The sequence below is a fragment of the Actinoplanes sp. CA-015351 genome, assembly GCF_050955685.1.
In the GTDB taxonomy this organism is placed as follows: Bacteria; Actinomycetota; Actinomycetes; order Mycobacteriales; family Micromonosporaceae; genus Actinoplanes.
Map to the genome: position 1 here is coordinate 6,761,200 of NZ_CP192102.1, position 15,348 is coordinate 6,776,547.

The window sequence follows — 15,348 nt, forward strand, 5'->3', positions numbered from 1 at the left end:
CGAGTCTCTCAACCCTGAGACACCCATCAGGGAGAACGCCCGCGAGGTAGTTCGCTCAGGCTCCCGGTCGGTCAAAGAAAACTCCGATGGCCATGTCCACGAACCGCGCGAGATGGAGTTGGATGCGACTGTGACCGCGTCAGTCGGACGGTGTCGATGTTTCGCCACAATGAAGTCGGGGTCTTTGCAATAGTGACTGCATGCAATGACCGAACGAAGGATACCAATCGTCGTCGATGGGCTCTACCTTCTAGCGCATGACATATCCGATCGATGACGAACCTCGACTGACAACCTGGCGATCGATTGTTGACAAGGATTCCTTCGGTCGGCAGCTTGCGGATGCCCGTCGTCGCCATTTGCGCAGGTTAACTGATCAAGAGAAGGTGCTTCGCTTCGTTAACCTCGGAACGCTGAGCGAGCAGTTAGATCCAGGCGCTGGCTTCACACCCGATTCGGACGTCGCTTTAGATCTGATCGTGTACGTAGGAAATGCGGCGGCGGCCGGGTTGATCGGCAACGCCCTATATGACATTTTAAAAGGTGCGGCTAAGCGAGCTCGAGGGGGATCCGGGTCAGTAGTGAGCGCGCTCGACGAAGACGAAGCCATTCATGCAGCAAGGGATGCGCTGTCGGTGTTTCGCCGAGGATGCTCATTCTTCGAAGACCCAGCCACTTACCACGTCGTTTCCGCCGTAATGATGGACGACGAATGGATTATTCGTCTTTCCCTCGATCATCATGACGTGATGCCGTTCGCGATCACCCTGAAGAGCGGTTGGAATGAAAAAGACCCCAAGGCGGTGAAGGCGAAAGTTTGGTAAGGATGTAGTCATTTGAGCCCGCGGGCTACGAGGATCCGTCTTTCGTGGTAAGGCCACCAAGCGATCTAAAGTGGTGACGAGCGCTTCGGATCGGCAGCGAGCTCATGGCCAGTGTCTTAGATCCTGAACCCATCCGACAACCTCCGAGAGCAGGCCAGCGGTGTGGCGCACTGTTCTGCCGCGAGTCGCTCCGTCGGAACGGTGCTGGCAGGCGCTCAAGCCTCGTCGGATTCCGACGGCTCGTAGCTGAATTCGGTGCTCGGCGCCAAAGCCGTAAGCCGGTCGAGGACGGGGCCGGTGTTGGTGCCCCACATCTTGGAGATGACCCAGGTGCGTCCTTGATCGTGCAGGGGGGCGTCCAGGAACCAGCGGCCGAGGCGCTTGGTGGAGCCCGGGTAGGTCGCGAGGAATGCCTTGGCGAGTTCTTCGCCGCTCAGAACGCCTTCAACTGGCAAAAATCGCGAGCGCGGGATGGCGGTGGTGAGCTGATGGGCAGTGACACCTGCCTTGTGTAGGGCTGTCGCCATGGTGAGCACGGCCCAGCGTTTGCGAAGGGGACCGCTGCGACCTTCGGGGGTGACGATCTCGTACTGGGTCCAGTCTCGGCCGTCGGAACTGACCGCTCTGGCCTGGGTCTGCTTACGGCGGATCTGGATGGTGAGTTCGCCGGCTTCGGGTAGGGGGATGATCTGCTGGACGTCCAGTAGCAGGCGTTCAGCGACCTTGTATGGGGTGAGTTTCACGCATCGGATGTCGAGGCCGTAGACGTCCGTTAGCCAGAGCACGGTCGTGGTGATCTCGCGGTCGAATCCGCCGGCCACTAGTACCAGGCGAACTTCGCGGCTGAGTACGGTGTCCTCTCCGCCTGCGTCCTCAAGAAACTCCGCCAGCCGGGCCCTGGCTTCGTCTACGGCTTCAGGTTCGACCTGGGCCAGGTAGTGCTCGTGGTGTTCCACGAGGTCGTCAAACGTCATTACCGACACCATCGCGGCATATCGTAATGCTTGCAGTTCCAGGTGCCCGCCGTCGTTGGTGCGTTTGAGTTCGATGACGACCAGCCGGCCACTACGGTCGACGCCTAGCAGGTCGACGCGTCGCCGCGCATCGGTGAACGCTCCGAACTCCTCAGCCACGACTAGCACGCCCTCGACGATCATGTCGATCCGTGAACGAAGAAGCCGTTGCAGGTCGGCTCGTTCCAGAACTTGCTCCGCTGCGAAGGTAGTGGCCGGAACCGGCTCCAGAACGTTCGACGTCATCTCATACAACGGCATCCGGCCATCATCGCAGCCAGAGGCACGCCGGCGAACGCCCGTGCTCTCCTTCCGCCTCCGGATTCATGGGGCGGCTGAAGGCACACTCGTGCAGAAGTGAGTGATTCTTGGGGTGCCCATGCTATCTACTAGCTCAGATTCCGAGGGATGACAAACTAGGCGGAAATTTCACCGCATCGCGAGCAAGCAATCCGGATGCGGCAACCGCAATAGATCATTAGATCATTTTTCGTGACTGTTCATGCAGCCACTAGCTTGGGCCGGTCCAAGATCAGGCGTTCACCTTGCAGCAGCTTGCGACACTGGAATGGTGATTAAAGAGATCTTGTTCGCGCTAGTACTTGGTTTGATCGCCGGCGCTTCCGGCGTCGTGGCGAACTGGATCCCTCGTCCTGAATGGTTCAAGCCGTGGGCTGCGGTACTCGCGCTTGTGGTCCTGGTGGCCAGCGGATGCCTCGTAGCGTACTGGGCTGGCCGTTCTGACAGCCCCGCAACGGTAACCATCACTTGGCCGACGCCAAACTCTCAGCTGCCGCAGCGCAACGTATTGGAAGGCGTCGTTCAGCAAGATCTTCAAGAAGGTCACCAGCTCTGGTTCGACGTGCACGCCAACGATGAACAGCTCCATCACTTCGCCGAGAAGGGATGCTCGGTGATAGATGAAGCGCTGAGCTGCCCTGAGCTAGTTGTCGGCGACGTCACTGAGCCCGACGGAAAACTTTTCGTCGTCACGCTGTATGACTGTGACGCTCAAGCCGTCGCGAAGCTTCTGGGACCCGCCTACGCGAAGCGCGTCAAAACCGGCGATAACGAAAAGGACTACGCTGGCCAGCCCAAGCCAACAGGCTGTAACCCCATCACGTCGGTTGTGGTTGCACGGGTCTAGGCGATGGTGCCATCAAAAATGTCATTTCTCTCACGAAACGCAACGCACTAAATCGCCGCGATCCGGGCACTTGTGAACGAGAGAGCTATTAGTCCTCTCCGAGTGGGACACGCGCTCGGACTCAGGCTTTGCGGAGCAGCAGGTAACCCTGTGGACAGGTTTCCGATTCGTCTGGTGGGCGGCTACCCCTGAACACCACGCCGAAGCCGGCGCCTACGGCGAGGTCGACCATTTCGCTGGTGGACAGCCAGTACGCGTCGAACTCCACCCCGAGCCCGGCCGACCGCCCACTGCGCCGGCGCTGGCCGTCGCCATCCTTTAACGCTGTCACCAGGTACCCACCCGGCCGAAGGATCCGCGAGAGTTCGGTGAACGCGGTCGTCCGGTCCTGGGGCGCCAGGAAGATCAGCGAGTACCAGCACACCACGCCGGCCAGCGAGGCATCCGGGAACGGTAGCTCGCGCAGATCGGCCACGTCGAACAGGAAGGCCGGGTGGTCACGGCGAGCGACCTCGATCATCCCGGGAGAAAGATCGACGCCGTGTGGCAACAGGCCACGCGAGGCCAGATACGGCTCCAGCCGACCGGTTCCGCACCCGATGTCGGCCGCAGTGCCCGGCCGCGCCGCCTACCCGCATGCGAGGAACCAGACGGAGGAAAGGCGTTCGTCGTTCGGAGCGCACCGGATTCTGGATCGGCCAGAAGCTCGCCAAGGCGGTCATCGAATCCGATCGCAATCCTCACACCCGACCGTCACCCGTGCGCACGACTGCTGAGACTCCAGGGCACGCTCGAAGCCAGGGTCTCCAGGCACGGCCCTGAAACCAACCCGCCCACCTGGGCCACGCATTGCAATCGCAACCCACCGACAGCAAAAAGCCGCCCCCGAAAGGGCGGCCATCGCAACGTGGGGCTTCCGGGGCTCGGCCCCGGAGCTGGCATGGTGGGCGATACTGGGATCGAACCAGTGACCTCTCCGGTGTGAACGGAGCGCTCTCCCGCTGAGCTAATCGCCCTCAACGAGTAGGAACTCTACTAGACAGTGGCGGGCGCGCGCTAACAGGGGGTCAGCGCGCCGCCAGCCAATCCAGCGCGACCTGCACCAGGTCGATGCCGAAGCTGAGCCGGACGCTCACCCAGACCACCGCGCTGATGAAGATCATGCCGACCAGTCCGATGAGGGCGCGCAGCGGGAGGGACTGGCGGCCGATCCAGTGGGTCCAGCTCTGGACATGTCGTTTGGTGAAGGCGAGGACCCCTCGGGCCCAGTGGAATTCGATGGCGAGGATGGCCAGGCCGAGGATCACGATGGCCCAGCCGGGACCCGGGAATGGGATCAGCACGATGCCGATCGCCACGACCAGGGAACCGACGATCCCGACGCCGATCTTGAGAGCCAGCCGCCCGGTTGAGTTGGAACGGATACGGTCGAGCACACGCACGTCTGAAACCCCGTCGTCCGTTTTTGGGCCCATTTCATCCCTCAGTGTCCGGGAGCCCCGTCACTACCCGGGGGAAAAGGACGTTACCGGAGTAAGTCAACTGCTGGACCACCCGACGCCGGGCGGAACTGAGTACCTGGGCAGAACAGGACAAGATATCGCTTTACGTCCTGCGCGGAGGCGTTTTCAGAACCGTCTTCCCACTACTGGGTGAGATCAGCGTATGGCGGAGCGTAATGACAGGGATCACCTGAGTATGGGAAACGCGGGGTTCACCAGCCTCGCAGCGGTGCCGGGGGGAGTTCGTCCATGAGTACCATTCGTCCAACGACCGTCGAGGTCGAAACCTCGCTGCGGCTCGTAGCGCCTGACGCGACGGCACTGCCCGTACGCGCCAGTTTGCGGTACGACCCAGCTGACCCATATGCGGTCCACGTGTTGTTCCACGCAGAATCAGCCGGTGGGGAAGCCGTGAGCTGGTCCTTCGCGCGGGAACTGCTCGTGACCGGGCTTGATGAGCCGGCTGGGATCGGCGACGTACGGGTGTGGCCGTGGGCCACTCCACGGGGCGATTTCGTCGCCCTCGCGCTGTCGTCACCTGACGGCAACGCACTGTTCGAGGTGCCTCGGAGCGTGCTGGTCCGGTTCCTGCGGCGTACCTATGTGGTTGTCCCGCGGGGGCGGGAGTCCGACCACCTGGACGTCGACGCGGCCGTCAACCGGCTACTGGCAGGCAGATAAGAAGGCGCCAACGTACGCGATCAAAGAGCGACCCGCGCGGACACTGCCGATCCGAGCGGGTCGCCCTTTATCCGGAAAAGTAATCGATCTCCGAAAAGAAATCGGAATCGGACGTATAGCGAATACCGAGCAGGAAAACGGACAAAAGCCTTAGTAAGGCACTAGTGGATGCGTAGACGGTCATCGACGGTTACCGTCAGGCACGATGCCCGCACTCATTACTGCCGATACGGCGCCCGCGTACACCCCGCCTGACCGGGCGGGGATCGGCAGCTGCGCCCTTCCAGTGGCCGCCGGCGCCGCCACCGGACTCCTCGCCCACCATGCCCTCCTGCTGACCGTTACCGGACCCGTGACCGCTGAAGTGGACTTCACCGTCCACCGCTGCGGCGCGGGCAGCCTGCTCTGGATCCGTCCCGGGCAGACCCTCCGGTTGGAACCCGGCAAACACGAGACCACCACTGTCGTCTTCCGGCCCGGCCTGTTCGGCCCGGACGAGCTGCCCGGTCTCGCACCCGACGACCCGGGAGGGCCGGCACGCAAGCCGGTCACCCTGACGAACCGGGCCGAGTTCACCAGCCTGATCCACGACGTCGCGGCCCAAGACATCCCGGCCGAACAGAGCCAGGTCCAGGAAAGCCTCCTGAAGCATCTGCTCGCCGCGCTCCTGCTGCGTCTCAGCCTGGTCGATCCGGGCGAGATTCCGCCGGGTCACGTGGAGAGCCGCACCTTCGAGCGCTTCCGCAGCCGTCTCGAACAGGGGTACCCGCACACCCGCCGGGTCGAGGACTACGCGGCCGAACTGGGGTGCTCCGTGCGTACCCTCACTCGCGCGAGTCTCGCGCTCAGCGGACGCACCGCGAAGCAGGTGGTCGACGACCGCGTCGCGCTGCAGGCGCGGCGGCTGCTCGCCGCGACGCCGCTCTCGGTCGCCGAGGTGGGCCGCAGCCTGGGGTTCGGGGAGCCGACGAACTTCGGTCGGTTCTTCCATCGGGAGACCGGATTCAGCCCCGGACAATTTCGCGGACGTTACACCGACGAGCCCCAGGGAGGTATACCCGGTCAGCGACGTCCTTCTGACTGACGGTAATTCCCATAAACCCGTGGGGTATGTGCGTCGGGGATGCGCGGTAGGGGCATGATAGTCAGGTGCAGATCTCCGCGCGCGGTGACTACGCGGTCCGGGCCGCCCTCAGTTTGGCGCAGGCCTACCCCGCCTTGATGTCCGCCCAGGCCATTGCCCAAGACCAAGAGATGCCTCGGAAATTCCTCGAGGCAGTGCTCGCCGACCTTCGCCGTGCCGGCGTGGTGCGGGCACAGCGTGGCGCCGAGGGTGGCTACACGCTGTCCCATCCGCCACGGGACGTGACGATCGGCCAGATCCTGCGGGCTGTCGACGGCCCGCTGGCCGGCGTGCGCGGTCTTCGTCCAGAGGAGACGCAGTACACCGGCGCCGCCGAAAACCTGCCCAACCTCTGGGTCGCGGTGCGCGCGGCCGTCCGTGAGGTCGTCGACGAGGTGAGCCTCGCCGAGCTGATCAGCGGCCGGATGCCGGCGCACGTGCGCAAGCTGACGACGCGTCCGGACGCCTGGCAACCCCGCTGATCTCGAAGACGTTTGTGGATCCGAGAGATCGGGAATCGTCCGCTCATCCGTTACGAGATGGGAGCGTTCCGATGGGACTCGTGTTCCGCAGCCGCAAGAAGTTCGGCCCGCTGATCCTGAACTTCACCGAGAACGGCTACTCGTCGTGGAGCCTCAAGATCGGCCGCTGGTCCTGGAACTCCAAGACCCGCGCCCACCGCGTCGACCTGCCCGGCCCGCTGTCCTGGAAGCAGGACAAGTCACGCCGATAAGGCAATGGTGACGTCACCGCCCAGGCGGCCGTGTTCCGGCCGCCTGGTGACCGTCCCGGCGTCGACGAGCGTGTGCAGCACCCGTGAGGCATCCGCCGCCCGGTAAACGGTCTCGGTCAGCGCGAAAGTGCGCAACTCGGTCACCGTTGCCGTGCCCACCTCGCCCAGATGCGCCAGGATCTCGCGGCGCAGCGGGCCCGGGTGCGGATTGAGCGAGATGTCGATCAGGTGCCGTTCCGGGTCGCCGGGGTCGCGTAGCCGTACCCCCGCGAACTCGTCCACCGCCCAGAGCGCCTCTTTGAAGCTCTCCATGCTCTTGGCCGAGGTCGTGGCGAAGGCCACGACCTCGCCGGGTTCCTCGCCCGTCGCCAGCTCCGCCGCCGTGACCAGCGGAAACCCGATCTCCCGATAGGGCTCCACCGAGACGCCGGGCGCGAGCACCAGCAGGATCTCAGCCGGCTTTCCCGCGGCCACGGCCGCGACGGTGGTCGCCGCAGGCGCCTCGCTCGCGCTCGTCGCATCCAAAAATGCCAGCAACGGTACGCGCGAAGCACCGGCAGCCCGGAGTGCCACTGGCAGCCGGGCATCAGTTCCGCCACCGACCGGCAGCACCGCGAGCCCGGCCCCCGCGCCGGCGTCCCGTTGCGCCGCGACGAGCTTCTCCCCCAGTGCGGTGACATCGACGCCGACCGCCACCATGGACAGTTCCCGCCCACGGGCAAGATCCGGCAAATCGGCCAGAACCCGGACCGCCGCCTCGGCAGCCGCACCCCCGTCGTCGTCGGCATAGCCGTGCACATAGGTCGCCCGCCGCGCTCGATGCAGCGCGCCGGCCGCCCAGGCTTGCAGGTGGCGAACCAGGAGCTCGCGTTTCACGGTCGCTGTCGGGGACATACCGAAGTTCTACCCTGTCCACTTCGCTACCCGAAACTTGTACCTACGGTATTCAACCGAGCACTATGAGATACATGGCCCCTCCGCTCGCTGAACTGACCGCCCAGGCGCAGACGCTGTCGTCGGCCGGCGACCTCGCGGGCGCCCGGGAAGTTCTGGACCATGTGCTGCGCGACGCCAACGCCGACCCCCGCCGCGCCACCGCCGACCTCGCCGTCGCCGCCGCCCTGCACGCCCGGGTGCTGATCGCCCTCGGCGACCCGCAGGCCGCCCGGCTCTGGGCCGGGTTCGCGCACGCCGCCGAGGAACGGCTGCACGGCCCCCGCGACGAACGCACCATCGCCGCGGCCGCCACCCACGCGGCCGTGCTCCAGCTCATCGGCCAGCACGGCCGGGCCGCGATGGTCTACAACGACCTGGTCGGCGAACTCGCCCGGATCGACGGTCCGGACGCGCCCCGGGTGCTCGCCGCCGAGGCCGACCTGGCGATCGCCGAACACGCGGCCGGTCACTGCGGACCAGCCCGGGCCCGGCTCGCACGGGCCTGGCGGCTCCACCGGGACGCGTACGGTGACGCGGCGCCCGCCGGCATCAAGATGCTGGCCCGGCTCGGGGCGATGGAACGTGAGTGCGGGCGCGACGCCGAAGCTGCCGAGCACCTCACGCTGGCGCAGGAGCTGAGCGCCCGATATCTGCCGTCCGACCACCCGCTGGCCCGGCAGGCCACGAAACTCGCCCAGGCGAAACCGTCCGGGCGGCACACCTGCGGCCGGGTCGAGGTGACCGGGGACAAGCCGTTCCGGCCGTTCCCCCGCCGGCCGACGGTGCCTGATCCCGGGCCGGCCAGCCCGTCGCCGTACCCCGCCGACGCGCCCGGCATGCCGCCGGCGGACGACCGGCCCACCGATCCGAACGGCACCGTCTATCCGATCGAGGAGGACGATCTCTTCTCGGACATGCCGGCGCCGGACGACCGGCCCACCGATCCCAACGGCAACGTCTACCAGCAGCCGCTCTATCTCAGCGACGTGCATCGGCTGCCCGGCGATCTGACCGGCCGGCACGCGCGGGCCGACACGCCACCGCCGCTGCCCGGTCATCGTGCGCCGGACTACTCCGAAGGGAAGCCTGCTCCGGTCGGTACTGCTGCTCCGGTGGGTGAGGCTTTACGCGTACCCGGGAAGAAGCCGCAGCGTGCTCGCTCAGCGCACCCATTGATTCTTGCGGCGGTGCTGGCAGGCGGCGTCGCCGCCGCAGCCGCCGTCGTGATCATCACCCTCCCGGACGCGGACGGGGCAACCGATCAGCAGGCCGCACCTGGTCCGTCGCCTTCCGTGCCTTCGGTGACCTTGGAGTCCGCGCCTGTCGCCGGGGACGCGGGCGCGCCGCAGAACGTGCGGTTGCGGGACAACGGGGACAGCGTGTCGCTGCAGTGGGTTTATCCGAAGGGCGCGGACGGGGCAGTGCATCTCTCGGCGGGCAAGGACGGCGCGGAGCCTCGGAAATTCCAGGAGTTGCGGGCCGGGGCGTCGGATTACGTCGTGTACAGCCTGAGTGAGGGCGCCAACTACTGCTTCCGGGTCGCGGTCGAGTACAGCGCGGATCGGATCGCTGATTCCGCGCCGGTTTGCACACGCCGGTGAGCTGCTCCTTTCTCGCAACCGGACGCGAACCGTTCTGCCACCCGGGTGTCGCATCGTTTGTCGTCACGGCGGCTTCAGTCGTCGTCACCGCGACCACCGGAAAGTAGGGGCAGTGACGACCTGTGTTCCCGACCTCGGCGCGCTCGAACGAGTGGCCGAGGAGCTCGAAGGTCGCCCCATGTCGCAGTTCCGGACCGTGCGCGAACCCGCCGCCGAGCTGGAACGGCAGGCCCGTGAGCTGGGCGCCGACGAGCTGGCCCAGCGTGCCGTGCTGCTCCGCGCCGCCGTGCTGCTCCGCGAGGGCCGCACCGGTGAGGGTGGTCAGCTCGCCCACCAGGTGTGTTCCTGGGCCGAGGAGCACGAATCTCCGTACGTGCAGGCCCGGGCGCACCGGGAACTCTCCATCTTCTACCGGGCCGTCGGTGACTTCTCCGAAGGCCTCACCCACGCCGTGCAGGGTGTCTCGCTGCTCACCGAGGACGTGCCGGGCGAGGTACGCGCGCGGCACCTGCTGTCCCTCTCCGTCGCGCTGGAGGAGGGCGGGTCCTACCAGGACGGCGAACGCCGCGCCCGCGAAGCCCTCGCCCTGGCCGCGACCGCCGGTGACATCGAGCTCACGCTGCTCGTACTGAACAACATGGCGTACAGCGCGTTCGAGCTCGACGACGAGCCGGCCGCGCGGGCCCTCGTCGCGCAGATGCGCGAGATCGGTGCGCGCAACGGTCACCGGTTCGGCGCCAACGAGGTCGACACGATGGCCCGCGTCGCATTGATGGGCGATGGGTACGAGGCCGTCGAGGAACTGCTCGGCCCGGTGCTCGCCGACCAGGTCCTCGCCAACGAGAGCGACGCCGTGGCCGAGTGCCTGCTCACGCTGGCCCTGGCCCGCCGCCAGAACGGGCGCTTCGACAAGGCACAGGAAGCCCTCGACGCGGCCCGCACGCTCTGCGCCGACCGCGAACTCGCCGCCGTCAGCGCCCGGGTCCGCGAGGAGCAGGCAGCGCTGTTCGCTGCGAACGGGTTGTTCGCTGAGGCGTACGAAGAGCATCGTGCCTTTCACACCGAGGCGACCGCGCTGCACTCGGCGCAGCGTGACGCCCGCGCCCGCGCGCTGCAGGCCGTCTTCGAGGCGAACGAGGCGCGCCGGGCCACCGAACACTTCCGCGAGCTGTCCCACCGGGACGCGCTGACCGGCCTCTACAACCGCCGGTACGTCAACGAGCGGGTACCGGCCCTGCTGACCGACGCCGCCGCCCGGAACCGGCCGATCTCCCTGGCGATCGTCGACCTCGACCACTTCAAGCGGGTCAACGACACTTTCTCGCACAGCACCGGCGACACGGTGCTGCAGCACATCGCCGAGCTGCTGATGGAGGCCGCGGACGGCACGGCCATCGCGGCCCGGATGGGTGGCGAGGAGTTCCTGCTGGTTTATCCGGGTGTGGACGCTGCGGAGGCGGTGCAGCGGTGCGAGCGGCTCCGCCTGCGGATCCGGGCCCACGGGTGGGAGCCGATCACCGGCGCCCTCCCGGTGACCACCAGCATCGGTGTCACCACCACGCCTGACGGGCGGGGCACCTACAGCGTGCTGCTGGCCCAGGCGGACCGCAATCTGTACGCGGCCAAACGCGGCGGCCGCGACCGGGTGACAGCGGACGTTTGCGTGACGGCTGCCTCAGAGTGAGGTGAGCGGGGGGTTCGCGGGTATGTAGTGCCACATGCGAGCCCGCCACGCCAGTCTGCTGATCGTCGTGGCGGTGGTGCTCACGGTGGTCTGCACGGTCGCGGTGAACCTGTTCTTCTAGGGTTCCCGGGGCGTTGCCAGGGGTTGCCGGGGGTCGCACGGGGTTGCCGGGCTGCTGGCTGTCCCGCGCGGCGACCGTGGTGTTCAGCCCAACCCTCGGCTTAACGCCACGGCCCCCAGCTGTCATCCACGGCGACCGTGGTGTACAGCCCGGATCGCGGCTTAACGCCACGACCCCCAGCTGTCATCCACGGCGACCGTGACGGACAGCCAGATCCGGGCGGCTGCACACCACGGCTGCCAGCTGTCACCTACGGCGGCCGCAGCGTTAAGCCGGCCGAAACCGGCTGCACACCACGGCCCCCGGCTGTCGCCTGCGGCGGCCGCAGCGTTCAGCCGGATTTCTGGCAACCCGACAGCGACCGACACGCACCAGCTCGGTGATCCAGTCAGCCCCGGCAGGGCCGAAGAGAACAGCGCAAGCAACATTGACCTGCCGAAAGGGACCTCTTGCGCAACGCTCTTCGCCGCTTCGCCCTGGCCGCTGCCCTCATCGCCCCGGCCGCCCTCGGCCTCGCCACGATGTCCGTCAGCCCCGCCCAGGCGGCACCGGCGAAGACCAGCGAGACCGTCCTGCAGAACGAGATCAACCGCCTGATCAACATCCAGCGGGTTTCGAACGGCTGTGCCGCGCTCAAGGTCGACGCCAAGCTGACCGTCGCCGCCCGCGGCCACAGCGCCTTCATGGCCCAGACCGGCACGTTCTCGCACACCGGCCGCGGCAACTCCAACTTCGTCGCCCGAGCCAAGACCGCCGGCTACACCAGCCCGTCCGCCGAGAACGTCGCCTACGGATACCGCACCGCCGCCCAGGTCGTCAACGGCTGGATGAAGAGCCCGGGCCACCGCACCAACATCGTCAACTGCAAGTCCAAGACCGTCGGCGTCGGCGCCGTCTACTCCGCCAACGGCACCCCGTACTACACCCAGGACTTCGGTTACTGAAGCCACTGACCCCCTGCACGACCAGCGATGCCCCAGCCGATCCCCCTGCGGCTGGGGCATCGCCGCGTTCCCAGCCGATCTCGGCAAACCCCGCCCGCATGACAACCCGAACTCACCAAGATCTGCGGGAAAAGCGAAGCCCGCACGCCCGCACGCCCGGCGATCTTGAGCGACTTTGCACCCTCTGAGGGACGGTCACCCGCCGGGACGGTCACCCGCCGGGACGGTCACCCGCCAACCGTGCCCCGGCCGGCACTGCCGCCGCCGGGTGGTCGCGTGGTGGGGTGGTTACTCGCCGACTGGGCCGCCTGACACCTCGGTGATGATGTCGATGTGGCCTGTGTGGCGGGCGTATTCCTGGACCAGGTGGAACAGGATGCGTTCCAGGGTTGCCGGGGTGGCCCCGTCCCAGCGGGGGCCCGGTCTGCCCACCTCGTTCAGATCGTGACGCAGCGCCACCGAGCCCGTGTGCGCACCCTGATCGCGCAGTTCCGCCGTGAGGCTCTCCAGTGTCTCGTCCGCCAGAACGTGCCAGCGGCCGTCGCGGCGGTCGGCCCAGGGATCCTCGACCGCGACGCCTTCGAAACCCCACACGATCCAGCGGCGTTCCACGTGGCGGAGGTGTTTCACCAGCCCCAGCGGGGTCCAGCCGGACGGCAACCGGCTGGTGCGAAGCTCCGGAACCGGCAGTTCGGCGACCTTGGCGAGCAGCGTCTCGCGGTAGTAGTCCAGGTAGCGGACGAAGACCTCGGCACGGCTACCAGCGGGTGTGGACGGCGACGGGAACTCGAAGCTCACCGAGGAATTATGTCCAGGTCCACGCGTACCGGGAAGTGATCGGAAGCGGAATCCGCGGCACCGCCTCGGATGACGCGCAGGTCGCGCGCGACGGCTGCCAGGGGTGGGCTCACCAGGACGTGGTCGAGGCGCATCGGGCCGAATTCCTTGCCGCCGAGGCCCGGGGTCGGCACGGTGGGGCCGGCGCCGAGGCCCAGGTCGGTGAATCCCGCGGAGAGGAACGCGCCGACCGCTCGGGTGTCGGCCTCGCCGGCGGCGTTCATGTGGCGGCGGTGGTACAGCGGGGCCAGCCCGGCCAGGCCTGCGGTGTGGTCCTCACCCGGGGCGAGGCCGTTCAGGTCGCCGGCGACCAGGACCATGCCCCGCGAGGGCGCATAACGGGCGGCCAGCCAGCGCGCTTCGCGCATTCTCCGGTACGGCGAGAACGGATTGAGATGGGTGCTGACCACGGTCAACGGGCCGGCCGGGGTGGACACCACGACCGAGGCGGCCGCGTGGTGCAGCCGCCACCGGACGATCGATCGGCCCAGGATCGGAAATTCAGGGCGGACCAGCACGGCGACCGGCTGGCCCAGCACCGACCGGGCCAGATGTGGCGTCATTCCCACGGATTCGGCGAAGTGACGGAGGCGCTTTTCCCCGTACCGATGGAAGTCGCGAAGCTCTTGGACCGCCAGGATGTCGGGGCGCTCGGCCTTGACCACCTCGATGATCGCCGGAAGGCGATCTCCTCCGCCGGTGCGGATGTTCCAGGTCATGAAGCGCATCAGCTGACACGTTCCAGGTGATCAGATTCGGTCGCTTCGGTGGCTTCCTCGGCTGCCTCGGTGGCCGACGAGGGATGCGCGTTGGGGCGGATCGTGAACCAGAGGACGGTCAGCCAGGCGGTGGTGAGCAGCGCGGCGCCGAGCATGTCGGTGGGGTGGTGCATGCCGCGGTACATCCGGGAGAGCGCCACGATGGCCGGCATGATCACCGCGAGGGCCGGGAAGATCCAGCGCCACGGCTGGCGGATCCGGGCCATCGTGATGATCGCGATCGCGGCCCAGAGGCACATGGTCGCGGCGATGTGGCCGGACGGGAACGACGAGGTCGGCATCTGTCCGTCGAGCTGCTCGACCGGCGGGCGGGGACGGTCGACAGCGGCCGCCGCGCAGAGGAACAGGGTGAGCTCGCCGATCATGGTGAGCACCAGGAACAGCACCGGGCGCCACTGCCGCCAGAGCGCCAGCGCGAGCGGGCAGAAGATCAGCGAGATGAGCAGGATGGCGTGCGTGTCGCCGGCCTTGCTCGCCGCCCAGCTCAGATCGTCGAGCTGCGGGGTACGGAATGTCTGCAGCCACCGCACGAATCCGGCGTCGAACCCGGGCGTCCACCGGGTGACCGAGTAACCGACCAGGTAGAGCAGGCCGAAGACGAAGACCCAGCCGACCAGGATCTCGGCGGCCTTGGCCCACGGGTGCGGCAGGACCGGTCCTTCGGCGGGGGCGAGGCGCAGGTCCGGGCCGGACTCCGGTTCCAGGCCGTCGGTGATCTCGCCAACCCTCCGGCCGGCTTCGCGCCGCCACATCCGGAACGCGTACGCCGTGACCCCGATCCACGCCACACCGAGCAGCCAACCGGCCAGCACGTCGGAGACGAAGTGCACACCGAGGGCGATCCGGGTGAACCCGATCGCCGCGACGATCACCGCCGCCGCGCCGATGAAGAACGGGCGCCACTTGGGCCGGACGGCCGGGAGGAAGACCAGCACGATCATCCCGTAGACGATCATCGAGCCGAGGGCGTGTCCACTCGGGAAGCTGTTGCCCGGAGCCTGCGCCACCGGGGACTCGACGACCGGGCGTACCCGGCCGATCAGCGCCTTCAGCGACGGGTCGAGGATCGCCGCGCCGAGTCCGGTGACGACCAGGTAGAGCGCCGGACGCGGCCGTCGCCGGATCAGCAGGATCAGGACCAGCAACACGACCAGCGGGATCATGAATCCACGGCCACCGAACGAGGCAATCTGCTGGAGCACCGCGACCACGGTCTCGGAGCCGGAGGCCCAGCGGTTCAGGCCGTCCGCCACCGACCGGTCCAGGTTCTGCAGCGGTCCCCAGTGGAACCTGACCAGCAGAAGCAGGGCGCCGAATCCGAGACCTACCGCGATGATCGCGGCCAGGCCGAGAACGCTGCGTTCGGCGAAGTGCCGTACCGGAGCCCAGCCGGTCCGCTCGATCAAATGATTGTCAGTCACGG

Annotated in this window: 15 protein-coding genes, 1 tRNA gene and 1 pseudogene; 9 read left to right on the forward strand and 8 right to left on the reverse strand. The window is 67.2% G+C overall.

The annotated features are described in order from the left end of the window. Positions 1–257 precede the first annotated feature (257 nt). A complete protein-coding gene (locus ACQP2E_RS30705) occupies positions 258–824 on the forward strand; it encodes a hypothetical protein (protein ID WP_433826428.1) in 567 nt (188 codons plus the stop codon). A gap of 215 nt (positions 825–1,039) precedes the next feature. Here ACQP2E_RS30705 and ACQP2E_RS30710 read toward each other — a convergent pair whose 3' ends face one another. Then, the gene (locus ACQP2E_RS30710; protein WP_433826429.1) at positions 1,040–2,098 is read right to left on the reverse strand and encodes a hypothetical protein; all 1,059 of its coding nucleotides are present in this window, start codon (positions 2,096–2,098) and stop codon (positions 1,040–1,042) included. Positions 2,099–2,408: 310 nt separating this feature from the next. On the opposite strand from ACQP2E_RS30710, the gene ACQP2E_RS30715 reads away from it, so the two are divergent. Further along, positions 2,409–2,984 (forward strand): hypothetical protein, encoded by a 576-nt coding sequence (locus tag ACQP2E_RS30715; RefSeq protein WP_433826430.1) that lies wholly within the window; start codon positions 2,409–2,411, stop codon positions 2,982–2,984. 121 nt (positions 2,985–3,105) lie between these two features. Here ACQP2E_RS30715 and ACQP2E_RS30720 read toward each other — a convergent pair. From ACQP2E_RS30720 to ACQP2E_RS30730, 3 genes and pseudogenes are all read right to left on the reverse strand, one after another. Then, positions 3,106–3,591: pseudogene (locus tag ACQP2E_RS30720) on the reverse strand (class I SAM-dependent methyltransferase); the annotation flags it as partial. A 334-nt stretch (positions 3,592–3,925) separates the two neighbouring features. Beyond that, positions 3,926–4,000: transfer RNA gene (locus tag ACQP2E_RS30725), tRNA-Val, on the reverse strand. A 51-nt stretch (positions 4,001–4,051) separates the two neighbouring features. Continuing rightward, positions 4,052–4,426: a TIGR02611 family protein gene (locus tag ACQP2E_RS30730; protein WP_433826431.1), complete on the reverse strand. Its 375-nt coding sequence runs from the start codon at positions 4,424–4,426 to the stop codon at positions 4,052–4,054. A gap of 309 nt (positions 4,427–4,735) precedes the next feature. Here ACQP2E_RS30730 and ACQP2E_RS30735 point away from each other — a divergent pair, with 309 nt between their 5' ends. The 4 genes from ACQP2E_RS30735 (at position 4,736) to ACQP2E_RS30750 (ending at position 7,023) form a co-directional block, all read left to right on the forward strand. Beyond that, the gene (locus tag ACQP2E_RS30735; protein WP_014446635.1) at positions 4,736–5,167 is read left to right on the forward strand and encodes an SsgA family sporulation/cell division regulator; all 432 of its coding nucleotides are present in this window, start codon (positions 4,736–4,738) and stop codon (positions 5,165–5,167) included. A 205-nt stretch (positions 5,168–5,372) separates the two neighbouring features. Continuing rightward, positions 5,373–6,251, forward strand: coding sequence for a helix-turn-helix transcriptional regulator (locus ACQP2E_RS30740; protein ID WP_433826432.1), 879 nt, complete (start codon positions 5,373–5,375; stop codon positions 6,249–6,251). Positions 6,252–6,316: 65 nt separating this feature from the next. After that, positions 6,317–6,772 carry an RrF2 family transcriptional regulator gene (locus ACQP2E_RS30745; RefSeq protein WP_092554613.1) on the forward strand — a complete coding sequence of 152 codons (456 nt, stop codon included), beginning with the start codon at positions 6,317–6,319 and terminating at the stop codon, positions 6,770–6,772. 71 nt (positions 6,773–6,843) lie between these two features. After that, positions 6,844–7,023, forward strand: coding sequence for a DUF4236 domain-containing protein (locus ACQP2E_RS30750; protein ID WP_433826433.1), 180 nt, complete (start codon positions 6,844–6,846; stop codon positions 7,021–7,023). On the opposite strand, the gene ACQP2E_RS30755 is transcribed toward ACQP2E_RS30750, so the two are convergent. Then, a complete protein-coding gene (locus tag ACQP2E_RS30755) occupies positions 7,012–7,917 on the reverse strand; it encodes a hypothetical protein (RefSeq protein WP_433826434.1) in 906 nt (301 codons plus the stop codon). The genes ACQP2E_RS30750 and ACQP2E_RS30755 overlap by 12 nt on opposite strands. 74 nt (positions 7,918–7,991) lie before the next feature. Between ACQP2E_RS30755 and ACQP2E_RS30760 the strand changes: the two genes are divergently transcribed. The 3 genes from ACQP2E_RS30760 (at position 7,992) to ACQP2E_RS30770 (ending at position 12,309) form a co-directional block, all read left to right on the forward strand. Next, on the forward strand, positions 7,992–9,560 hold the full coding sequence (locus ACQP2E_RS30760) for a fibronectin type III domain-containing protein (protein WP_433826435.1): 1,569 nt from the start codon (positions 7,992–7,994) through the stop codon (positions 9,558–9,560). Between the two features lie 112 nt (positions 9,561–9,672). Continuing rightward, the gene (locus ACQP2E_RS30765) at positions 9,673–11,244 is read left to right on the forward strand and encodes a GGDEF domain-containing protein (protein ID WP_433826436.1); all 1,572 of its coding nucleotides are present in this window, start codon (positions 9,673–9,675) and stop codon (positions 11,242–11,244) included. 570 nt (positions 11,245–11,814) lie between these two features. Further along, positions 11,815–12,309, forward strand: a complete 495-nt coding sequence (locus tag ACQP2E_RS30770) for a CAP domain-containing protein (protein WP_433826437.1) — start codon at positions 11,815–11,817, stop codon at positions 12,307–12,309. A gap of 288 nt (positions 12,310–12,597) precedes the next feature. On the opposite strand, the gene ACQP2E_RS30775 is transcribed toward ACQP2E_RS30770, so the two are convergent. The 3 genes from ACQP2E_RS30775 to ACQP2E_RS30785 are packed head-to-tail and all read right to left on the reverse strand — an operon-like array spanning position 12,598 to position 15,346. Continuing rightward, complete coding sequence (locus ACQP2E_RS30775) at positions 12,598–13,107, reverse strand: DinB family protein (RefSeq protein WP_433826438.1); 510 nt, start codon at positions 13,105–13,107, stop codon at positions 12,598–12,600. Then, on the reverse strand, positions 13,104–13,874 hold the full coding sequence (locus ACQP2E_RS30780; protein WP_433826439.1) for an endonuclease/exonuclease/phosphatase family protein: 771 nt from the start codon (positions 13,872–13,874) through the stop codon (positions 13,104–13,106). The genes ACQP2E_RS30775 and ACQP2E_RS30780 overlap by 4 nt, the downstream gene beginning before the upstream one ends. Continuing rightward, positions 13,874–15,346, reverse strand: a complete 1,473-nt coding sequence (locus tag ACQP2E_RS30785) for a phosphatase PAP2 family protein (RefSeq protein ID WP_433826440.1) — start codon at positions 15,344–15,346, stop codon at positions 13,874–13,876. Before ACQP2E_RS30785 ends, ACQP2E_RS30780 begins: the two co-directional genes overlap by 1 nt. Between the last annotated feature and the right edge of the window lie 2 nt (positions 15,347–15,348).